Source organism: Streptomyces lushanensis (assembly GCF_001700515.1).
Taxonomy (GTDB): Bacteria; Actinomycetota; Actinomycetes; order Streptomycetales; family Streptomycetaceae; genus Streptomyces; species Streptomyces lushanensis.
In genome coordinates this window covers 1-22,515 of record NZ_MAUD01000166.1, presented here as the reverse complement: position 1 = coordinate 22,515, position 22,515 = coordinate 1, and the positions used below count along the sequence as shown (strand labels likewise).

The window sequence follows — 22,515 nt, the reverse complement described above, 5'->3', positions numbered from 1 at the left end:
GAGCCTGGCCAGGCTCATACGCACTCCTGTGGATCAGACTCCGGGGGACTCCGTGCCGCCGGCCGTACCGGGCGCGGTCGGCTCGCTGGTCAGCGGAGCGGCATCGGCGAGCGGAGGCTCACTGGTCAGAGGGGCTGCGTCGGCGAGCGGAGGCTCGCTGGTCAGAGGGGTCGGGTCTGTCTGTTTGGAGCGGGCGGACGGCAGGATCTGTACGGATGCGTCCATGGCGGCGCCTCCCGTGGACAGGGAATCAGGACAGGACACAGCAGCCCTACCCAGCGGGCGGAGCCGCAGACGCGTACTGCCGGTAAACGTGTGTCGAGTCACGATCCGTTCCCTGTGCGGCAGTTGAACGTCCTGCCTATCACAGACCGGCAATTACGACACAACGGCCACGCGCATTGACACCCTCACCGCGGGGTGGTGGGCTCGGTGCCGCGTGGGTCGGGACCGGAACGGGTCGGGCCGGACGGGACCCGGAGGTACGAGAGGAGCGGGAGATGCGGCTCGGTCGGAGAAAGGGCACCGCGACCGCCGTCGCGGTCGCCGTGATCGGCGGTCTCCTCGGCACCGCGCCGGGCGCGCTGGCCGCGCCCCCCGGGCCCGGATCGCCCTCGGCCACCACGCCCGACCATGAGGGCGGGGCCGCGGTGCCCGCCGTGTGGCCCCGGCCGCAGACGATCAGGGCGGCCGGGCGGGCGGTGGCGCTCGGTGACGAGGTGACCGTCGTCGCGGACCCGGACGCCGACCCGTACGCCGTGGAGGCGCTGACGGAGGTGCTGCGCACGGCCGGTGTCCGTACGGTACGCACCGCCTCGTCGGCCGCCGGCGCAGGACCGTTCGTCCTCGTGGGCGGCGGCGGCGCGCGTGACGCGCTGCGTGCCCTGCGCGCGCCGGACAGCTCCGATCTGCCCTCCGGCGGCTACCGGATCGCCGTGGGCGCCGTGGACGGGCGTGACACCGTCGCGCTCGACGGCGTCGGCGAGGACGGTCTCTTCCACGCCGCGCAGACCCTGCGCCAGCTCGTCGTGGAACGGGCCGGCCGTCCCACCGTCCCCGGCGTGGCCGTGCTCGACTGGCCCGGTACCGCCGTACGGGGGACGGCGGAAGGTTTCTACGGGCAGCCGTGGGACCACCGGCAGCGGCTGGCCCAGCTCGACTTCATGGGCCGCACCAAGCAGAACCGCTATCTGTACGCGCCCGGCGACGATCCGTACCGCCAGGCGCGCTGGCGCGAGCCGTATCCCGCCGCGCAGCGGACCGAGTTCCGTGAGCTGGCCGACCGGGCCCGGCGCAACCATGTGACGCTGGCCTGGGCCGTCGCTCCCGCCCAGGCCATGTGCATGACCTCGCGGCGGGACCTGCGGGATCTCACCCGCAAGATCGACGCGATGTGGGCACTGGGCGTGCGCGCGGTCCAGCTCCAGTTCCAGGACGTCAGCTACAGCGAGTGGCACTGCGGCCGGGACGCGGACACCTTCGGTTCCGGGCCGGCCGCCGCCGCGGCGGCCCAGGCGCGGGTGGCGAACGCGGTGGCGGAGCATCTCGCGGACCGCCATCCCGGCGCGGAGCCGCTCACGGTGATGCCGACGGAGTACTACCAGGACGGCACGACGGAGTACCGCGCGGCGCTCGCCGAGGCGCTCGACACGCGCGTGCAGGTGGCGTGGACGGGGGTCGGCGTGGTGCCGCGCACGATCACCGGCCTGGAACTGGCCGGCGCGCGGGCCACGTTCGGCCGCCCGCTGGTCACCATGGACAACTATCCGGTCAACGACTACGACCAGGGCCGTATCTTCCTCGGCCCGTACACCGGCCGCGAGCCGGCCGTGGCGATCGGCTCCGCCGCCCTGCTCGCCAATGCCATGGAACAGGCGTCGGCGTCCCGCATCCCGCTCTTCACGGCGGCGGACTACGCGTGGAATCCGCGGGGGTACCAGCCGCAGGAGTCCTGGCGGGCCGCGATCGACGATCTCGCGGGCGGTGACGGCGAGGCCCGCGAGGCGCTCACCGCGCTCGCGGGCAACGACGCGTCGTCGATCCTCGGCTCGGCGGAGTCCGCGTATCTCAAACCGCTGCTGACGGACTTCTGGCGGTCCCGTACGACCACGGACGTCCGGGCCAGAACGGCGGCGGCGAACAGGCTCACAGCCGCCTTCACCGTGATGCGCGAGGCCCCGGAGCGGCTGGCGGGCGTCGCGGACGGCCGTCTGGACGACGAGGTGCGGCCCTGGCTCGACCAGCTCGCGCGCTACGGGCGGGCCGGTGAGCTGGCCGTCGAGATGCTCCAGGCGCAGGACCGCGGCGACGGCGCGGCGGCCTGGCAGGCGCTGCTGGATCTGGAGCCGCTGCGCGAGGAGGCCCGCGCGGACCGGGCCACGGTCGGCAAGGGCGTGCTCGGGCCCTTCCTGGACCGGGCCGTGGACGAGTCCTCCGTGTGGACGGGCGCGGACCGGGCGCCGGACGGCGAGAAGGTCGCCAAGGACGGGCGCTCGTACACCGTGGACCTCGGCGCGGCCAGACCCGTGGAGGCGGTGAACACCATGTCCGAGCCCGGCACGGGCGCCGGTGCGACCGTCGAGGCGCATGTGCCGGGCCAGGGCTGGCGCGCGCTGGGGCCGCTGTCGACGAGCGGCTGGACGCAGTCGAACGCGAAGGGCCTGCGGATCGACGCGGTACGGATCGTCTCGCCCGGCGTGGGCTCCGGCTCGGGTGTCGCCGGTCCCGGCGCGCCGACGCCGTCCGTACGCCATGTGGTGCCCTGGTACGCCGACGAGCCGCGGGCCCGGCTCGACCTCGTGCGCGGCGAGGCGGACGCGCAGATCGGCGGCGAGCCGCAGCGGGTCCAGGCACGGCTGGCGGCGCAGCGGCCCGGCGAGGTCCGGGGCGCGCTGACGGCGAAGGCGCCGTCCGGCATCCGGGTGAGGGTGCCCAAGGAGACGACGGTGCCGCGGGGGTCCCTGACGAACGTTCCCGTCGAGGTCAGCGTCCCCGAGGGAACGCCCGCCGGTACCTACGAGGTGCCGCTCGCCTTCGCGGGCGAGGAGCGCACGCTGACGGTCCGCGCCTCGCCGCGCACGGGCGGGCCCGACCTGGCCCCTGCGGGGACGGCCTCGTCCTCCGGCGACGAGACACCGGACTTCCCGGCCTCCGCCGCGCTCGACGGCGATCCCGCCACGCGCTGGTCCTCCCCCGTGGAGGACGGCGCCTGGTGGCAGCTCGAACTGGCGCGGCCCGTGCGGCTGGGCCAGGTGGTGCTGCACTGGCAGGACGCGTACGCGAGCCGCTACCGCATCCAGGTCTCGCCGGACGGCCGGACCTGGCGCACGGCGGCGACGGTCCGGGACGGCAAGGGGGGCCGCGAGGCGATCGGCATGGACGCGAAGGAGACACGCTTCGTCCGCGTGCAGGGCGAGGCCCGGGGAACGAGATTCGGCTACTCACTGTTCACGGTGGAGGCGTTCGCGGTGGCCGAGTAGCCGCGTGGTGCGCGCGGGTCCGGTGCCGGGCGCGTGTCCGGCCCGTCCGGCGATCGAGGACGGAACCGCCCACCCCGGCGCCGGGTGCCCGCTCGGCAGGGGCCTGCCACGTGCCGTGACTCCGGCAGGCCGGAAAACAGGCCCGTCCGGCGATCGAGGACGAGGACGGGCCCGCCGGACGGGGACGACAATGGCCCGGACCTCAGGCTGAAATGCCGTCGATCCGAGCCATGGCGTCCTCCGCGCCGTACGGTTGCAAGTACGGCAACCAGCGCGGATCCCGGTGCCCCGTCCCGATGATCCGCCAGGCGAGGCCCGACGGCGGGGCGGGTTGTTGGTGGAGTCTCCAGCCCAGCTCCCGCAGATGGCGGTCGGCCTTGACGTGGTTGCACCGGCGGCACGCCGCCACCACGTTGTCCCACACGTGCTGTCCGCCACGACTGCGCGGAATGACGTGGTCGACGCTGGTTGCGACACCACCGCAGTACATACAGCGACCGCCGTCGCGGGCGAAGAGCGCACGGCGCGTCAGTGGAACGGGCCCCCGGTAAGGGACCCGTACGAAACGCTTCAGCCGTACGACGCTGGGTGCTGGGATGACTCGGGTCTCACTGTGCATGAAGGCGCCGGATTCCTCGAGGCAGAGGGCCTTGTTCTCCAGGACGAGGACGAGCGCGCGGCGGAGCGGTACGACGCCGAGCGGCTCGTACGACGCGTTGAGGACCAGGACATGCGGCACGGATGCCTCCTATTACGCCGGCGGCGCGTGGCTCGCGCCGGGACGATCTGCTCTCAGTCTCTCCTCATGCCTGGTCGAAACGCCACCACGTCCCGGTAACGGGCTGGGAGTGTTTTCGACCACACCGGCCTCTTCCCCCGTATTCACGGGCCCATGACGACCGCCCGGGACGCGCGTGAGCCGTGTCTCTCCCCCGGTCGGGGCATCGGACGGGCCGCACTGCCCCGTTAGTGTGGTGGGACCGCCCGCGCACACCTGGAGGTCTCTGCCGTGTCCTGGTCCGCCCTGCCGGCCGCCGTCCCCTCGTCGTCCGACCCGGTGACTTTCGACGAAGCAGCCGCCCGGGCCACGGACGCGGCGGGATGGGTGGAGCAGAACTGGGCGACATGGCTGACCATCGGGCTGCGGATCGTGCTGATCCTGATCATCGCGCTGGTGCTGCGGCATGTGATCAGGCGGGCCCTGACCAAGCTGATAGACCGGATGAACCGCAGCGTCCAGTCGGTCGAGGGCACGGCCCTGGGCGGGCTGCTGGTCAACGCCGAGCGGCGCCGCCAGCGCTCGGAGGCGATCGGTTCGGTGCTGCGCTCGGTCACCTCGTTCCTGATCCTGGGCACGGCGGCGCTGATGATGCTCGGCGCGCTGAACATCAATCTCGCTCCGCTGCTGGCCTCCGCGGGCGTCGCGGGCGTCGCGCTGGGCTTCGGCGCGCGCAATCTCGTGACCGACTTCCTCTCCGGCGTCTTCATGATCCTGGAGGACCAGTACGGCGTCGGGGACACCATCGACGCGGGTGTGGCCTCCGGCGAGGTGATCGAGGTCGGTCTGCGCGTGACGAAGCTGCGCGGCGACAACGGCGAGATCTGGTACGTACGCAACGGCGAGGTCAAGCGGATCGGCAATCTGAGCCAGGGCTGGGCCACCGCCGTGGTCGATGTGATGGTCCGGCCCTCGGAGGACCTGGACCGGGTCCGTACGGTCATCGCCGAGGTCACCGCGCGGATGGCCAAGGACGATCCGTGGAACGAGCGGCTGTGGGGCCCGGTCGAGATCCTGGGGCTGGACTCGGTGCTGCTGGACTCGATGACCGTACGGCTCTCGGCGAAGACGATGCCCGGCAAGGCGCTGAGTGTGGAGCGCGAGCTGCGCTGGCGCGTCAAGCGGGCCTTCGACGAGGCGGGCATCCGGATCGTCGGCGGTCTGCCCCTGGCCATGGAGGAGGCGCCCGCGCCGGATCCGACGGCCGGTATGTCCGCGCCCTCGGCCCTGGCCAGTCCCACGTCCCCGCAGTCGCTCCAGGCGGCTCCGCTCAACCCGCCGTCGAATCTGGCGAAGTAGCACGATCCGGCACCGCACCCCCGCAGGTAACGCTTTGATTGCCTCGGGGGTGTGTTGCGTCGGAGAGTATTGACGCCTTCCTGACGTCCGGCTTACTTTCCTCGCACCCCAATAGGAAACTTTCCTAACAGTGTGGGAGAGCGAGCAGCGAAAGGCAGGTGTCGGGTCCATGACCGATGTGGCCGGACCGCCCACTCCGTCACCGGGGACGCCGCGTGTGCTGCGGGCCATGAACGACCGGGCCGCACTCGATCTGCTGCTGGCCCACGGGCCGCTCTCCCGTACGAGGATAGGCAAACTGACCGGTCTGTCGAAGCCGACCGCGTCACAATTGCTGGCCCGGCTCGAAGCCGCCGGTCTGGTCGTCGCCACCGGGACCACCGAGGGACGGCCGGGACCCAACGCACAGCTGTACGCCGTCAACGCGCGCGCCGCCTTCGCCGCGGGACTCGACGTCAGTCCGCAGCGGATACACGCGGCCGTCGCCGACATCACCGGCACCACCGTCGGCGAGTTCGAACTGCCGACGCCCGGCCGGCGCGTGGTCAGTGTCGTACAGCAGGTGACGGACGCCCTGGAGGGGGCCGTCAAGGCCGCCGGGCTCACGCGCGCCGACATCCACCGGACGGTGATCGGCACACCGGGCGCCTTCGATCCGTCGACCGGCCGGCTGCGGTACGCGTCCCATCTGCCCGGCTGGCACTCCGCCACGCTCCTGGACGAGCTGGCCGCCGTACTGCCGATGCCCGTCGAGTACGAGAACGACGTGAACCTCGCGGCGGTCGCCGAGCAGCGGCTCGGCGCGGCGCGCGGCCACGAGGACTTCGTCCTGCTGTGGAACGAGGACGGCCTCGGCGCCGCCCTCGTGATCGGCGGACGGCTGCACCGCGGCTTCACCGGCGGCGCCGGCGAGGTCGGCTTCCTGCCGGTGCCCGGCACTCCGCTGGTGCGCCAGGTGGTCCGGGCCAACAGCGGTGGCTTCCAGGAACTGGCGGGCGCCCAGTCCGTACCGCGGCTCGCCAGGTCCCTGGGCATCGAGACACCGGAGCAGCCGTACGCCGAGGTCGCGGCCGGGCTGCTGGCCCGCGCCGCGGCCGGGCACGAGCGGGACGAGCGGCTGGCCGGGCTGCTGCGGCTGTTCGCCCAGCGGCTCGCCACCGGTCTCGCCTCGGTGACCGCCGTGCTCGACCCCGAACTGATCGTCCTCGCGGGCGGGCTGACCACGGCCGGCGGTGAGCCGCTGCGCGCGCTGGTCCAGGCGGAGCTGGCCGAGCTGGCCGCCTCCCGCCCACGGCTGCTCATCGGCGAGGTGCACCGCCATCCCGTACTGCGGGGCGCGCTGGAGAGCGCCCTGTCGGCCACGCGCGACGAGGTCTTCGACACCTCCCGCTAGGCCCCCGCCCCCAGAGACCCCGTCCCGGCAGTCCCGTACCGAGTCCTCTCAGAACCCCGACCATCCCCCGGGAGTACCGCCATGCTCAGAAACCGCCGTCTCACCGCCTCCGCCGTGGCGGTGGCCGCGATATCCCTCGTCGCCACCGCGTGTACCGGCCAGTCGGGCTCCGCCGCGTCCGACGATCCGAACGCCAGGACGACCATCACGTTCTGGCACGGCTGGAGCGCGCCGGCCGAGGTCAAGGCGATCCAGGACAACATCGACCGGTTCGAGACCGCCCATCCGAACATCAAGGTGAACGTCGTCGGCAACATCAACGACGACAAGCTGAACCAGGCGCTGCGCGCGGGCGGTTCCAAGGGTCCCGACGTGGTGTCCTCCTTCACCACCTCGAACGTCGGCAAGTTCTGCTCCTCGGGCGCCTTCGCCGATCTGACGCCGTTCATCGGGAAGTCCCGTCTCGACCTGGCGAAGACCTTCCCGGAGGTCCTGCTGGAGTACACCCAGTTCAAGGGCAAGCGCTGTGCGCTGCCGCTGCTCAGCGACGCGTACGGGCTGTACTACAACAAGGACGCCTTCAAGGAGGCCGGCATCGCCGCGCCGCCGAAAACCATGTCGGAGCTGGCCGAGGACGCCAAGAAGCTCACCAGGACCAAGGGCGACAGCTACGAGCGGGTCGGTCTGATGCCGACCTACCACGGCTACGAGACGGTCGTCGACCACTACATGTCGAGCTGGAACCACGCGTACTTCGACAAGAACGGCAAGTCGAACATCGCCAAGGACCCGGCCTTCGCCAAGATGTTCACCTTCCAGAAGAAGCTGGTGGACGATCTCGGCGGCTACCAGAAGCTGGAGAAGTTCCGCAGCACCTTCGGTGACGAGTGGGGCGCCAAGCACCCCTTCCACACCGGCCAGGTCGCGATGCAGCTCGACGGCGAGTGGCGGCTCGGCATGGCCGAGGACGCCAAGGTCCCGTTCGAGATCGGTGTCGCGCCGATGCCGGTGGCGGACGACGAGGCGGACAGCTACGGCAAGGGCTTCCTCTCCGGCACGATCATGGGCATCGCACCGCAGAGCAAGAAGCAGAACGCGGCGTGGGAGCTGGTGAAGTACATGACCACCGACACCAAGGCGGTCGTGGAGTTCGCCAACGGCATCCGCAATGTGCCGTCGACGCTGGACGCGCTCAAGTCCCCGGACCTCACGTTCGATCCGCGCTTCAAGACCTTCCTCGACATCGCGCAGCACCCGCGGTCCAGCACACCGCCGGCCGCCGTCAACGGCGCGACGTACCAGCAGACGCTCCAGGACTTCGGGTACCAGTACGAGCAGGGCAAGGTGAAGGATCTCCAGGCGGGCCTGGAGCAGACCGCCGCGCAGATCGACCGTGACATCGAGCAGGCAAGCTAGCGGGCCGGGACGTCATCCCATGTCCACGCACACCCTCCGTTCGAAGCGCCGCAGGTCGGCGCTTCGAACGGCGGCGTTCATGTCGCCCTGGTTGATCGGCTTCACCGTCTTCTTCGCGTATCCGCTGATCTCGACCGTGTACTTCTCCTTCATGAAGTACGACGGTTTCAACACGCCCGTCTGGAACGGTCTCGGGAACTGGTCGTACGTCTTCGGCGACTACCCCATGTTTTGGCCGTCCCTGCGCAACACCCTCTGGCTGGTGGTGATCATGGTGGCCTGCCGGGTGGTCTTCGGACTGGGCATCGGCATGCTGATCACCAGGATCAGGACGGGTACGGGAATCTTCCGCACCCTCTTCTACCTGCCGTATCTGGCGCCGCCGGTCGCCGCGACGCTCGCCTTCGTCTTTCTGCTCAACCCGGGCACGGGACCGGTCAACACGATCCTCGGCGATCTGGGTCTGCCGACGCCCGGCTGGTTCAACGATCCGGCCTGGTCCAAGCCGGCCCTGACCCTGCTGGCCGTCTGGGGCATCGGCGATCTGATGGTGATCTTCATGGCCGCGCTGCTCGACGTACCGAAGGAGCAGTACGAGGCGGCGGAGCTGGACGGCGCGTCGGCCTGGCAGCGCTTCCGGTTCGTGACGCTGCCGAACATCTCGCCCATCGTGATGTTCGCTGTGGTCACCGGGGTGATCTCGGCGATGCAGTACTACGCGCAGCCGCTGGTCGCGGGCAAGGTCGCCTCCGGCATCATCGGCGGCTCGGGCCAGCAGTTCGAGCCGGGCTATCCGGACAAGTCCACGCTGACCCTGCCCCAGCTCGTCTACAACCTGGGCTTCCAGCGCTTCGACTACGGCGCCGCCTGTGTGGTCGCGCTGGTCCTGTTCGTCCTGGCCATGGCCTTCACCGCGCTGCTGATGCGGCGGCGCGGCGGTCTGATCGGAGCGGGTGACTGAGATGACCTCCGTACTCGACCGCCCCGGCGCCGCGCCGGAGTCCGCCCGGGACAGGACGCCCGCCGCCCGCACCGCGCGCCGCAGGGCGCTGCTGCACTGGATCGGCGTCCACTCCCTGGGGGTCGCGGCGGCGCTGTTCTTCGTGCTGCCGTTCGTCTTCCTCTTCCTGACCTCGGTGATGAGCGACCAGCAGGCGCTCACCCGCGATCTCACACCCGACACCTGGGAGTGGGGCAACTACACCAAGGTGTTCGACACTCCGGGCTTTCTGACCTGGTGGAAGAACACCCTGCTGTACGCGGGGCTCGGCACGGTGCTCTCCGTGCTCTCCTCGATCCCGGTGGCGTACGCGCTCGCCAAGTTCCGGTTCCGCGGCAGACAGCTCTCGCTCATGCTCGTCATCTCGATGATGATGCTGCCGCCCCAGGTGATCATCATTCCGATGTATCTGTTCTGGGCGAAACAGCTCGATCTGTCGGGCACGCTCTGGCCGCTGATCATCCCGATGGCGTTCGGGGACGCGTTCTCCATCTTCCTGCTGCGCCAGTTCCTGCTGACGATCCCCAACGAGTATCTGGACGCCGCGAAGGTCGACGGCTGCGGTGAATTCCGTACCCTGATCAGGGTGGTACTCCCGATGGCCAGGCCGGGGATCGCGGCCGTCGCGCTCTTCCAGTTCTTCTACGCCTGGAACGACTACTTCGGACCGCAGATCTACGCCTCGGAGAACCCGGCCGCCTGGACGCTCAGTTACGGCCTCGAATCCTTCAAGGGCGCGCACCACACCGACTGGAATCTGACCATGGCCGCGACCGTACTGGTCATGGCCCCTGTGATCCTCGTGTTCTTCTTCGCCCAGAAGGCGTTCGTCGAGGGAGTCACACTGACCGGAGTGAAGGGCTGAGAAAAGTGAAGCTCGCAGTGGTAGGCGGAGGATCCACCTACACACCCGAACTCATCGACGGATTCGCCCGGTTGAGGGACACCCTGCCGATCGGGGAACTGGTGCTGGTCGATCCCGCGGCCGACCGGCTCGACCTGGTCGGAGGACTCGCGCGGCGGATCTTCGCCAAGCGGGGCCACCCGGGCCGTATCACCACCACCTCGGACGTGGACGCGGGGGTCGCCGACGCCGACGCGGTGCTGCTCCAGTTGCGCGTCGGCGGACAGGCCGCGCGGAACCAGGACGAGACCTGGCCGCTGGAGTGCGGCTGTGTGGGCCAGGAGACGACGGGCGCCGGCGGTCTGGCCAAGGCGCTGCGTACGGTTCCCGTGGTCCTGGACATCGCGGAGCGCGTCCGCCGCGCCAATCCCGACGCGTGGATCATCGACTTCACCAATCCGGTGGGGATCGTGACGCGCGCGCTGCTCCAGGCCGGCCACCGGGCCGTGGGGCTGTGCAACGTGGCGATCGGCTTCCAGCGCAGATTCGCGAAGCTGCTGGATGTCGCGCCCGCCGAGGTGTACTTGGAGCATGTCGGACTCAACCATCTGACCTGGGAGCGCGGGGTGCGCCTCGGCGGGCCCGACGGCGCCGACATGCTGCCGGGGCTGCTGGCCGGGCACGGCGACGCGCTCGCGGCCGATCTGCGGCTGCCGCGCGAGGTGCTCGACCGTCTCGGTGTGGTGCCCTCGTACTATCTGCGCTACTTCTACGCGCACGACGAGGTCGTGCGGGAGCTGAGGACGAAGCCGTCGCGGGCCGCCGAGGTGGCCGAGATGGAGAAGCAGCTCCTGGCGATGTACGGCGATCCGGCACTGGACGAGAAGCCCGAGCTGCTGTCCAGGCGCGGCGGCGCCTTCTACTCGGAGGCGGCGGTGGATCTGGCGGCCTCGCTGCTGCGCGGCGGCGGCAGCCCGGTCCAGGTGGTGAACACGTACAACAACGGCACGCTGCCCTTCCTGGCGGACGACGCGGTGATCGAGGTCCAGGCCCGGGTGGACACGTCGGGCGCGGTGCCGCTCGCGGTGCCCGCGCTGGATCCGCTGTACGCCGGACTGATCGCCAATGTCACGGCGTACGAGGATCTGGCGCTGGAGGCCGCGCTGCACGGCGGCCGGGACCGGGTCTTCAAGGCGCTGCTGTCCCACCCGCTGATCGGTCAGTTCGAGTACGCCGAGGCGCTCACCGACCAGCTGATCGCGCACAACCGGGAGCATCTCGCGTGGGTGTGAGCGGGGCGGGGAGAACGGCCGGTACGGCGGCGGGGAGCGTGGCCGGAGGAACGGCCGGCGCGGCGGCGGGAGGCGCGAGCGTCCTGGCCGTCGACGCCGGCAACAGCAAGACCGATGTGGCCGTGATCGGCGCCGACGGTTCGGTGCTGGGCACGGCGCGCGGTGGCGGCTTCCAGCCGCCGGTCGTGGGGATCGAGGCGGCGATCGACACCCTGGCGGTGGCGGTCGCCGAGGCCGCCTCGGCCGCCGGGCTGCCGGAGCGGGGCTTCGCCGAGCATGTGTCCGCCTGTCTGGCCAACGCGGATCTGCCGGTCGAGGAACGGGAGTTGGCGGAGGCGGTGCAGGCGCGCGGCTGGGGCCGTACCACCGATGTACGCAACGACACCTTCGCGATCCTGCGGGCCGGGCTGCCGAGCGGCGAGGCGCCACGAGGCGTGGCCGTCGTCTGCGGCGCGGGCATCAACTGCGTGGGAATGCTGCCGGACGGCCGGACGGCCAGATTTCCCGCGATCGGGCGGATCTCCGGTGACTGGGGCGGCGGTTCGGGACTCGCCGAGGAGGCGCTCTGGTTCGCGGCGCGCGCCGAGGACGGCCGCGGCGAGCCCACGGAGCTGGCACGGACGCTGCCCGGCCACTTCGGTCTGCGCTCGATGTACGAGCTGATCGAGGCGCTGCATCTGGGACGGCTGCCGTTCGAGCGCCGGCACGAGCTGACACCGGTGCTCTTCGCGACGGGCGCGGCGGGCGATCCGGTGGCCCGGTCGATCGTGGACCGGCTGGCCGAGGAGGTCGTCGCGCTGTCGACGGTCGCGCTCGGCAAGCTCGATCTGCTGGACGAGGAGGTGCCGGTGCTGCTGGGGGGCAGTGTGCTGGCGGCCCGTCATCCGCAGCTCGACCGGCGGATCGCCGAGTTGCTGGCGGCCAGGGCGCCGAAGGCCGTCATCGAGGTCGTGACGGCGCCACCGGTGCTGGGCGCGGCGCTGCTGGGTCTCGACCATGTGCGGGCCGACGCGGAGGCCCACGTCCGGCTGGGGGCGTACTACGCGGACGAGTGAGTCCTGTGTCCGGCCGGGACCTGTCCGGCCGGACGTGCCCGATCGGGTGGGAACACCCGCCGAACGGGAACCGATGACGGGTCTGCGGCGTATTCAAGGTGGGGAGAGCGGACGGGGCCGGGACAGGGCCGGCACAGGGGCATGGCGCCGGGGCCGCGAGGCCGCGGCGGGATCGGTGGATTCGGCGGGTGCGTGAGCGGGACGGGCGGTACGTACAAGATCCAGTCAAGCCTGGTGTGGTTGTCGGTCCCTGCGTCCATACTGGCGGCCGGGAGTTGTTGTCCCCCGACCCGCCGGGGGCGGGCCGTCGTCGTCAGATGACCGAGGGGGAGGTCACGTGACATATCCACCGAATGTGCGCACCACGCCACCGTCGGCTCCGACGTACGCGCCCATGGCGCCGCCGGGCGGAGCGGCGCCGTCGCCACCGCCCGTACGGCACGGCGCGTGGGCCGAGACCACGGAGCGGCTGCGCACCGCTGCGACGACGGAGCCGGGCCGGCTGAGAATCATCGGCGCCGCCCTGGCGCTGCTGGTCGTGGCCTTCGGGGCGGTCGCCGCGTGGGAGGCGGCCGACCGGTTCTCCTCCGCCGACGACGTGGTGAGCCGCAGTCAGCCGCTCAGCGCGGACGCGGCGGACATCTACCGCTCGCTGGCCGACGCCGACACGGCCGCCGCCGGCGGCTTCCTGGCGGGGGCCGAGGAGCCGCGCAAGGTGCAGCGGCGGTATCAGGACGACATCGAGACGGCGTCCAGGCTGCTGATCAAGGCGGCCACCCATACGGACAGCGCCAGCGAGTCGGGCCGTCAGATAGCCACGCTCAACGAGGGCCTGCCGCGCTACACCGGTCTGATCGAGCGGGCCCGCGCCAACAACCGCCAGGGACTTCCGCTCGGCGGCGCCTATCTGCGCTACGCGAACCAGCAGATGACCAATGAGCTGCTGCCCGCGGCCGAGCGGCTGTACGCGGCGGAGACGGACCGCCTCGCGCGGGACAACGACGACGCGCGGCTGTGGCCCTATGTCTCGCTGGTGATGGGAGTGCTGGCGTTCGGCGGTCTGTTCTGGGCCCAGCGGCGCAACTATCTGCGCACGAACCGGGTGTTCAACCAGGGCCTGCTCGCCGCCACCGCCGCGTCCACCGCGCTGCTGCTCTGGCTCGCCGTCGGCCAGACGGTCGCCCGGGCCGAGCTGAACAACGCGCAGAAGCACGGCCAGGCGTCGCTGAAGGTCCTCAACGAGGCCCGGATCAACTCCCTCAAGGCCCGTGCGAACGAGAACCTCACCCTGGTCGCCCGGGGCGCCGTCCTGACTCCGGACGGCAAGAACGACAAGTACGAGACGGACTACAACACGGGCATGGACAGGCTCAGCACCGCGCTCGGCGAGGCCGAGGAGCTCGCCGACGACAGCGCGGGCGGCGGACCGGTGGACGAGGCGATCTCCTCGGTCACCCAGTGGCGCGAGCGCCACGCGTCCGCCAGCGCCACCGACAGGGCCGGTGACTACGAGGGCGCGCTCGCCAAGGTCATCGGCGACGAGCAATCCACCGGTCAGTCGTTCGATCAGGTGGACTCGGCGCTGAAGCGGGCACTCGCACAGGAACAGGCGGAGTTCACGCGGTCCGCCTCGGACGGACGGGACGCGCTGACCGGACTGGCGATCGGCGCGGGCGCGCTGGCCCTGGTGGCCGCGGTGGGCGCGGTCCTGGGCATCGGCCGCAGGCTTTCGGAGTACCGGTGAGAGGGGGAGAGATGGATCCGAGGGATTCCATGGACGGGCGACGCCCGCCCCGCGGGCCCCGGGGCTTCGGCAGGCTCCGGCCGTCCGGCCGGCTCCGCGGCTGGGGCGGTGTCTCGGCCATGGCCGGTGCCTGTGTGCTGACGGCCTCGCTCACCCTGCTCCCGCTGTCCCACACGGTCGACGAGGACACCGAGAACCACGCGAGGTCCGCCCAGCGGATCTCCACGGCGGTGCCGGCCCAGGCGGCCGAGTGCGAGAACCCGGAGGCCAGTCTGGATCCCTCGGGCGCCGACGGCCCCACCATCCGGCAGATCAAGGCCCGGCAGAACGCGAAGCTGGTCGTCGGCGTCGACCAGAACAGCTACCGCTGGGGTTACCGCGATCCGGCGACCGGCGATCTCGAGGGCTTCGACATCGATCTCGCCCGGGCCATCGCCAAGGACATACTCGGTGATCCGGACGACATCATCTTCCGCGCGATACCGACCAATCAGCGGATCGGGGCGCTGGAGAACGGCACGGTGGATCTGGTCGTCAGGACGATGACGATCAACTGCGACCGGATACAGCAGGTCGCGTTCTCCACCGCCTACTTCCAGGCCGGGCAGCAGGTGCTCGCTCCCAGGAACTCGCCGGTGACGGGATACAACGACTCGCTCGCCGGAAAGCGCGTCTGCACGGCGGAGGGCTCGACGGCGTACGAGGAGCTCAAGAAGAAGTCGTTCGGCGCGGTGTTCAAGGACGAGCACGACGAGCAGGCCACCGACGAGGACCGGTTGACCGTGCCCAACCAGCTCGACTGCCTGGTCAGGCTCCAGTTGGGCGAGGTCGACGCGGTGGTGACGGACAACGCCCTCGCGGCCGGCCAGGCGGCCCAGGACCCGGCCGTCGAGCTGCGCGGCAAGCCGTTCACCACGGAGTACTACGGCGTCGCGGCGAAACTGGGCAATGACGATCTGATACGCCGGGTGAACAAGGTGCTGGTGGGGTATCGCGCCGGTGGGGCGAACAGTCCCTGGATGACGTCGTACAGGAAGTGGCTGGAGGCCGGCCTGCCCGGAATCACCGCGCCGCCGACCCCCAGGTACAGGAACGGCTAGCGCGCGTACGGGAACGGCAGGCGTCGGCCCGCCGGCCGGCGCGAGAGCGGAGAGGTGATCGATGGGCGGCACGGGCTCCTTTCCCGACTCGACGGGGAGACCCCCGGTACCGGTGATGGACCGGGACGAGGTGGACCGTGCGCTGGCACGCCTCGAAGCGGAGCACGAGGCGATCGAGACCTCGCTGCTCGCCCTCCAGGACCACGCGGGCCGCAGACTGCTCGAAGGCGCCGAGCTGACCGGGATCACCAAGGACCGCTGGGCCACCGCGGAACAGTCGATCACTCTGCTGTGGACCTACTTCGACAGCTATTCCGCGGCGCTGACCGGCGCCCGTGAGACCCGGGCCAGGAGGCGCTGGCTCAGCCGCGAGGATCTGGTGGAGCTGACGGAGACGCTGCGCGGGCGCGGCGTCACCGTGGCGGGCACGCCCGGGCACCAGTTCGCCGCGCACACCGGGCCGGCCAGGCTCTCCGAGCACTTCACGCTCGCGGAGCTGGTCACCCGGATGAACGAGCTGTACGCGAGTTCGCTCGACATGGTCGTCGCCGCCGACGCGGTGTGGTCGGCGCTGCCCGCCCGGATCGATCTGCTCTCGGCGGAACTCCAGCGCACCCGCTCGCTGGCGCACTCCGTCGGCGTACGGCCCGGCGAGCATCCGGCCGGGGACGATCTGGAGGCGATTACCCATGAGCTGAGCACCCTGCGCGCCCAGGTGGTCTCCGATCCGCTGGCCTTCTGGCGGCCCGCGCCCGGCAGTTCGGCCCCCGGCGGCGGCCGTCCCGACACCGAGCGGTACGACAGGGCCGCCCGCGCGCTGGAGGACGTACGGCGCGAGATCGAGGCGGTCCTCGCGGTGCGCCAGGACTCGGAGGAGCGGCTGATGCGGCTGCGTGACGTGCTCTCGCGCGCGGACCGTACGCTCACGGAGGCCAGATCGGCCCGGGGTGAGGTGCTGGCGAAGATCGCGGCGTCCGAGGTGCCCGCGGTCAGCGGTCCGCCGACCGTGCTCCAGGAACGGCTGTCGACCGCCGCCGAGTACCGCAGACACGCCCAGTGGCACCGGCTCTCGCCGCTCCTGGAGTCGCTGGAGCGCGAGGCCGAGGACGAACTGCTGCGGGCCCGCGAGTCCTTGACGGCGGTCACGGCACCCCTGGCGGTCCGCGCGGAGCTGCGCGGCCGTCTCGACGCGTACAAGGCCAAGGTCGCCCGGCACGGAATGGCCGAGGACCCGGTGCTGATGGAGCGGTACGACGCGGCGCGCCGGATGCTGTGGAGCGCGCCCTGCGATCTGCGCGTCGCCGAGCAGGCGGTGCTGCGCTATCAGCGGGCGGCGGCGGACGTCCTGGTCCCGCGCGGACCGGGCCCCGCCGACAGCGCCGACAGCGGGAGCAGCGCGTGAACCGGGAACACCGCGCGAACACGGGAACAGAAGAGGAACGGGGGGACCGATGAGCGGGACGAACGCGTGCCAGCGCCCAGGCTGTGAGGGCTCGTACGAGGACATGGGCGGCGGCGAGCTGTACTGCGACACCTGCGGTCTGGCTCCCGTCGTCTCGCCCAACGGATCGCTCTCCTCGCCGCCCACGGGCATCACGGGCGGCGGGCACGGCGGCGGGGAGAGCGGCAGCCGTTCGGGAAGCGGCGGCTCGGGGAGCGGCGGCTCGCGCCCCTCCCGGGCCTCGGCCCGTTCCTCGCGCTCCGCGGTGTCTTCGACGTCCCGCTCCTCCACCTCCCGGCGCTCGGTCTCGGGCCGGCTGTCGCGCGCGCTGTCGGGGCGGATGTCCTCCCGTTCGGTGTCGGTGCGCAGTTCGGGCTCGTCCACGGCCGCGTCCGGGCGCAACCGGCTGGGCGCCGGGCTGGTCTCCGTACCGGACGTGCCGCGTCCGGACCCGCGGTCCGCGGTGATGGAGCATCCGGAGGTGCCCGAGCGCAAGCGGTACTGCTCGCGCTCCGACTGCGGCGCGCCGGTGGGCCGCGCGCGCGGCGACCGCCCGGGGAGGACGGAGGGGTTCTGCACCAAGTGCGGCCACCCGTACTCGTTCGTACCGAAGCTGCATCCCGGCAATGTGGTGCACGGGCAGTACGAGGTCGTGGGCTGTCTGGCCCACGGCGGCCTGGGATGGGTCTATCTCGCGATCGACCGGGCCGTCTCGGACCGCTGGGTGGTGCTCAAGGGCCTGCTCGACACGGGCGACCAGGACGCGATGGAGGCGGCGATCTCCGAGCGCCGCTTCCTCGCCGAGATCGAGCACTCCAACATCGTCCGCATCTACAACTTCGTGGAGCATCTCGACCAGCGGACCGGCTCCATGGACGGCTACATCGTCATGGAGTACGTCGGCGGCAAGTCGCTCAAGGAGATCGCCAACGAGCGCCGGACCGGGGGCGGCAGACGCGATCCGCTGCCGGTGGAGCAGGCGTGCGCGTACGGCATCGAGGCGCTGGAGGCGCTCGGCCATCTCCACAGCAGAAACCTGCTGTACTGCGACTTCAAGGTCGACAACGCGATACAGACCGAGGATCAGCTCAAGCTCATCGACATGGGCGCGGTGCGCCGCATGGACGACGAGGAGTCGGCGATCTACGGCACCGTCGGCTACCAGGCACCGGAGGTCGCCGAGACCGGCCCGTCGGTGGCCTCGGACCTGTACACGGTCGCCCGCACCCTGGCCGTGCTGACCTTCGACTTCCAGGGCTACACGAACGTGTTCGTGGACTCGCTGCCCGACCCGGACAACATCGAGGTGTTCCGGACGTACGAGTCCTTCTACCGGCTGCTGGTGCGGGCCACGGACCCGGACCCGGGACGGCGGTTCTCCTCGGCGCAGGAGATGGCCGAGCAGCTCACGGGTGTGCTCCGGGAGGTGGTCGCGCTCCAGACGGGCCGGCCGCGTCCGGCGCTCTCGACCCTGTTCGGACCCGAGCTGCGGGTCACGGACACCGAGCTGTTCGCGGAGCTGACGGAGGACGTCTCACGGCTCGGGGTACGGACGGCGCCGGCGGGACGCGCCCGGTCCGGCCGGCGTACCAAGGCGATCGGGACGGCCGGCGTGACGGTGCCGGTCCTGCCGACCGGCCCGGCCCGGCCCGTGCTTCCGCCCGCCCGGCCGGACACCGCGATGCCCGCGCCGGGCGGGGCGTACGCGTACGGATCCGTGCCCGCGCCGCGTGCCGAGGGCGCCTTCGGCGCGGCCACCGCCGCCGCCGCCGCCACGACGATCACGGCCACGGCCGCCGCCGGGAGCGTCACCGGTGGGCCCCGGCTGGTTCCGCTCGACACGGCGGCGACCGCGCTGGCCCTGCCCGTACCGAGAGTCGATCCGAACGATCCGAACGCCGGATTCCTGGCCGGTCTGCTGGCCTCGGCTCCGGCCGAGGTGATCTCCGCGCTCGCCGCCGCGCCCGCCGAGTCCGTCGAGCGCGGACTGCGTGAGCTGCGCGCCCGGCTGGAGATGGGCGATCTGGCCACCGCGGCCGAGTCGCTGAGCACACTGGAGGCGCGGCAGCACGACGACTGGCGGGTCGTCTGGTACCGGGGCATCGCCTCGCTCGCGAGCGGCGACCACGAGATCGCGGCGCTCTCCTTCGACGCGATCTACGACGCATTCCCCGGCGAGCCCGCCCCGAAGCTGGCGCTGGGCGTCTGCGCCGAGGTGCTCGGTCAACTCGACAACGCCGCCGAGTACTACCGTCTCGTGTGGGCGACCGACCCGAGTCATGTCAGCGCCGCGTTCGGTCTGGCCCGGGTCCAGCTGGCCACCGGTGACCGGCCCGGCGCCGTGAGAACACTGGAGTCCGTCCCCGAGGCGTCGATCCACTACACGGCGGCGCGGGTCGCGGCCGTACGGGCCAGACTGCGCCGGCGCGCCCTGGCCGCGCCCGCCCAGGGCTCCGGCGCGGAGCCGCCGCTGATCGACGATCTGACGGCGGCTGCCCACCAGGTGTCCGCACTCCAGCAGTTCGGTCTGGACGCGGTACGGCGGGAGCAGCTTTCGACGGAGGTACTGGGCACCGCCCTGGACTGGGTACTCTCCGGTAGTCCCGGGGCCCGTCCCGTGCGCGCCGAGCTGCTCGGCAGCGAACTGGACGAGCGCGGCCTGCGTTTCGGACTGGAACGCTCGTACCGGGTGCTCGCCCGGCTCGCTCAGCGCGGCGAGGAGAGGATCGAACTGGTGGAGCGGGCCAACCGTTTCCGCCCCCGGACGTGGGTGTGAGTGATGTCCAAGATGCCCGAGTCGGCCGAGCTGCCGACCTGCCCAGGCTGCGAGGAGCCGCTGGAGTCCGGCGACCGGTTCTGCGGCGCCTGCGGGTACGACCTGTCGGCCGTGCCACCGCGCCCGGCCGACCAGCCCACCCTGGTGATGAACGCCCCGGGGCCCGTGCGGCCCGGCGGCCCGGCGCCGGACCCGGCGGACATGCGATGGCCGGCCGCCGCCGGCAGGGACAGCTCGGCCGCGCCCGCGCCCGCGCTGCTGCCGGAGGAGCTGCCGGGTCCGGACTCGGCCGGTGGCCGGCTGTCCGCGCGTCCGGGCGACTTCGAGCTGCCCGCGCCCAGGGCCACCGCTCCGGGCGCCGCGCAGGGCCCCTCCGATCCGCGCACCGCCGGTCCCGCACCGGCCGCGCCGGTCGCACCGACCGCCCCGGTTCCCGCCGGTGCCAAGCTCTGTGTCGCCTGCCGCGCCGGGCGTGTCGACACGGACGGCTACTGCGAGAACTGCGGGCACGCCCAGCCGCGCGAACGGGACCATGTGGAACAGGAGCTGGGCGCCGTGGCCGCCGTCAGCGACCGCGGTCTGCGCCATCACCGCAACGAGGACGCGTTCGCCGTCTCGTGCGCAGCGCTGCCCGACGGTACGCCGGCCGTGGTCGCGGTGGTCTGCGACGGTGTCTCCTCGGCGACCCGTCCCGACGAGGCCTCGGCCGCCGCCGCATCCTCGGCGAACGAGTCCCTGCTGGAGTCCCTGCCGCGCGGTACGCATCCGCAGCAGGCGATGCACGAGGCGATCGTCGTCGCCGCCGAGGCCGTCAACTCCCTCGCGCCGGTGGCCGCCGGCGCCCTGGACGGCGATCCGCACCGCCATCGCAACGCGCCGGCGTGCACGATCGTCGGCGCCGTGGTGGCGAGCGGACTGCTGGTCATCGGCTGGATCGGCGACAGCAGGGCGTACTGGGTGCCCGACGACCGCCAGGGCCCGCCCGCCCGGCTCACCGAGGACGACTCCTGGGCCGCCCAGATGGTCGCGGCGGGCCTGATGAGCGAGGCGGAGGCGTACGCGGACGAACGCGCGCACGCCATCACGGGCTGGCTCGGCGCCGACGCGTACGAACTGGAGCCGCACACCGCGTCCTTCAAGCCGGACCGGCCGGGTGTGGTGGTGGTCTGCACGGACGGACTGTGGAACTACGCGGAGGGGGCCGACGAGATGGCCAGAGCCCTGCCGGCCGACGCGGCGCGCCGGCCGCTGCACGCCGCCCAGGTGCTGGTCGGACACGCGCTCGACGGAGGGGGCCACGACAACGTAACAGTGGCGGTACTGCCGTTCGCCGTCCCACCACAAGGGGCAGGATCCGCCTGAGGTCTTTCGTTTGGATCTGGCCGGGTTCGGCCAGATCCAAACGAAAGACCCCAGGTCCTGTCCGGTCGATCGGACAGGACCCAGGACACGGTGCGACTTCCCGCTTCGCCCAGGGCCGCCCCACCGGCCCGGTCCACCTGTCCCGACCCGACCCGAAGCCGAACCTGGGACAGAACCTGCTCTCACGTTCTCATTTCCGTTCTCACCTGTCTCTTCTCCACCCGTCCCCGCTGTGTGGAGCGTCAAGGAGCCGATACAGATGGCCAACTTCTCCAAGTCGACCGTGCCTCAGTTCTCCGTCGACGTGTACCAGAACGAATACCTGCCCGAGGGCGGGCGCGAGGTCAACGCGATCGTCACGGTCACGTCCACGGGAGGCGGCACCAGCGGCGGGGTGCCGCTGGCCGGGACCTCACCCGTCCCCGCGGCCCGTCCGGGGCAGGGCCCGAACGCGGCCGTGGTGATCATGGTCGACTGTTCGGGGTCGATGGACTACCCGGCGACGAAGATGCGCAACGCGCGCGACGCCACGGCCGCCGCGGTCGACACGCTGCGCGACGGTGTCGCGTTCGCGATCGTCGGCGGTACGCATCTGGCGAAGGAGATCTATCCCGGCAACGGCCACCTCGCGACGGCCGACGCGCGGACCAGGGAGCAGGCCAAGGAGGCGCTGCGCCGGATCAGCGCGGGCGGCGGCACGGCGATCGGCACCTGGCTGCGGCTGGCCGACCGGCTGCTGGCCACGGCCGATGTGCGGATCCGGCACGGCATCCTGCTCACCGACGGCCGGAACGAACACGAGTCCGCGGCCGATCTGAGGGCCACGCTGGACGCCTGCGCGGGCCGCTTCACCTGTGACGCCCGGGGTGTCGGTACGGACTGGGAGGTGAAGGAGGTCACCGGTATCGCCTCCGCGCTGCTCGGGACCGCCGACATCGTCGCCGATCCGGCGGGCCTGGCCACCGACTTCACCCGGATGATGGAGAACGCGATGGGCAAGGAGGTCGCGGACGTGGCGCTGCGGCTGTGGACGCCCGTTGGGGTGGAGATCGGCTTCGTCAAGCAGGTGGCGCCCACCGTCGAGGACCTGACCGGCAGACGCGTGGAGGCGGGACCGAGAGCGGGTGACTATCCGACCGGTTCCTGGGGTGACGAATCGCGCGATTACCACGTGTGTGTACGGGTTCCCGAGGCCGGAATCGGCCAGGAGATGCTGGCCGCGCGGGTCTCCCTGATCCTTCCCGGCTCCGGCTCCGGTGCCCCCGAGGTGCTGTCGCAGGGGCTGGTACGTGCCGTGTGGACGGACGACATGGCCGCCTCCACCGCCATCAATCCGCAGGTCGCGCACTACACCGGCCAGGCGGAACTGGCACAGGTCATCCAACAGGGCCTCGACGCGCGCAAGTCGGGTGATTTCGACGGCGCGACCGCGAAACTGGGGCGCGCGGTCCAGCTCGCCGCGTCGTCCGGAAACGCCGATACGGCGAAACTCCTTTCGAAGGTGGTGGACGTGGTCGACGCGGCGAGCTGGACCGC

General features: G+C 71.5%; 16 protein-coding genes. 14 read left to right on the top strand and 2 right to left on the bottom strand.

Going from position 1 to position 22,515, the window contains the following annotated elements; all coding sequences use genetic code 11:
- Window positions 1-33: 33 nt before the first annotated feature.
- Window positions 34-327: a hypothetical protein gene (locus BFF77_RS15500; protein WP_425424376.1), complete on the bottom strand. Its 294-nt coding sequence runs from the start codon at window positions 325-327 to the stop codon at window positions 34-36.
- A gap of 173 nt (window positions 328-500) precedes the next feature.
- On the opposite strand from BFF77_RS15500, the gene BFF77_RS15495 reads away from it, so the two are divergent.
- Window positions 501-3,479 carry a glycoside hydrolase family 84 protein gene (locus BFF77_RS15495; RefSeq protein WP_066949384.1) on the top strand — a complete coding sequence of 993 codons (2,979 nt, stop codon included), beginning with the start codon at window positions 501-503 and terminating at the stop codon, window positions 3,477-3,479.
- 202 nt (window positions 3,480-3,681) lie between these two features.
- On the opposite strand, the gene BFF77_RS15490 is transcribed toward BFF77_RS15495, so the two are convergent.
- Window positions 3,682-4,218, bottom strand: coding sequence for an HNH endonuclease (locus BFF77_RS15490; protein ID WP_046504717.1), 537 nt, complete (start codon window positions 4,216-4,218; stop codon window positions 3,682-3,684).
- A gap of 270 nt (window positions 4,219-4,488) precedes the next feature.
- On the opposite strand from BFF77_RS15490, the gene BFF77_RS15485 reads away from it, so the two are divergent.
- From BFF77_RS15485 to BFF77_RS15425, 13 genes are all read left to right on the top strand, one after another.
- Window positions 4,489-5,556, top strand: a complete 1,068-nt coding sequence (locus tag BFF77_RS15485; protein WP_211280244.1) for a mechanosensitive ion channel family protein — start codon at window positions 4,489-4,491, stop codon at window positions 5,554-5,556.
- Window positions 5,557-5,725: 169 nt separating this feature from the next.
- The gene (locus tag BFF77_RS15480) at window positions 5,726-6,949 is read left to right on the top strand and encodes an ROK family transcriptional regulator (protein ID WP_245703522.1); all 1,224 of its coding nucleotides are present in this window, start codon (window positions 5,726-5,728) and stop codon (window positions 6,947-6,949) included.
- Window positions 6,950-7,030: 81 nt separating this feature from the next.
- Window positions 7,031-8,365 carry an ABC transporter substrate-binding protein gene (locus BFF77_RS15475; RefSeq protein WP_066949381.1) on the top strand — a complete coding sequence of 445 codons (1,335 nt, stop codon included), beginning with the start codon at window positions 7,031-7,033 and terminating at the stop codon, window positions 8,363-8,365.
- Between the two features lie 19 nt (window positions 8,366-8,384).
- The gene (locus BFF77_RS15470) at window positions 8,385-9,326 is read left to right on the top strand and encodes a carbohydrate ABC transporter permease (protein WP_066949378.1); all 942 of its coding nucleotides are present in this window, start codon (window positions 8,385-8,387) and stop codon (window positions 9,324-9,326) included.
- A gap of 1 nt (window position 9,327) precedes the next feature.
- On the top strand, window positions 9,328-10,230 hold the full coding sequence (locus BFF77_RS15465) for a carbohydrate ABC transporter permease (protein WP_066949374.1): 903 nt from the start codon (window positions 9,328-9,330) through the stop codon (window positions 10,228-10,230).
- 5 nt (window positions 10,231-10,235) lie between these two features.
- Window positions 10,236-11,501, top strand: coding sequence for a 6-phospho-beta-glucosidase (locus BFF77_RS15460; RefSeq protein ID WP_066949370.1), 1,266 nt, complete (start codon window positions 10,236-10,238; stop codon window positions 11,499-11,501).
- A gap of 38 nt (window positions 11,502-11,539) precedes the next feature.
- Window positions 11,540-12,556, top strand: coding sequence for an N-acetylglucosamine kinase (locus BFF77_RS15455; protein ID WP_066949367.1), 1,017 nt, complete (start codon window positions 11,540-11,542; stop codon window positions 12,554-12,556).
- Between the two features lie 394 nt (window positions 12,557-12,950).
- Complete coding sequence (locus BFF77_RS15450) at window positions 12,951-14,300, top strand: hypothetical protein (protein WP_066949364.1); 1,350 nt, start codon at window positions 12,951-12,953, stop codon at window positions 14,298-14,300.
- A gap of 29 nt (window positions 14,301-14,329) precedes the next feature.
- Complete coding sequence (locus BFF77_RS15445) at window positions 14,330-15,400, top strand: glutamate ABC transporter substrate-binding protein (protein WP_066949361.1); 1,071 nt, start codon at window positions 14,330-14,332, stop codon at window positions 15,398-15,400.
- Between the two features lie 61 nt (window positions 15,401-15,461).
- On the top strand, window positions 15,462-16,802 hold the full coding sequence (locus BFF77_RS15440; protein WP_211280243.1) for a coiled-coil domain-containing protein: 1,341 nt from the start codon (window positions 15,462-15,464) through the stop codon (window positions 16,800-16,802).
- 49 nt (window positions 16,803-16,851) lie between these two features.
- Complete coding sequence (locus BFF77_RS15435; protein WP_066949358.1) at window positions 16,852-19,617, top strand: serine/threonine-protein kinase; 2,766 nt, start codon at window positions 16,852-16,854, stop codon at window positions 19,615-19,617.
- A 3-nt stretch (window positions 19,618-19,620) separates the two neighbouring features.
- Entirely contained in the window at window positions 19,621-20,979 is a 1,359-nt protein-coding gene (locus BFF77_RS15430) for a protein phosphatase 2C domain-containing protein (RefSeq protein ID WP_066949389.1), read from the top strand.
- A gap of 259 nt (window positions 20,980-21,238) precedes the next feature.
- Window positions 21,239-22,515 (top strand): VWA domain-containing protein (locus BFF77_RS15425; RefSeq protein ID WP_066949355.1); only part of this gene is annotated, 1,277 nt, incomplete at its 3' end.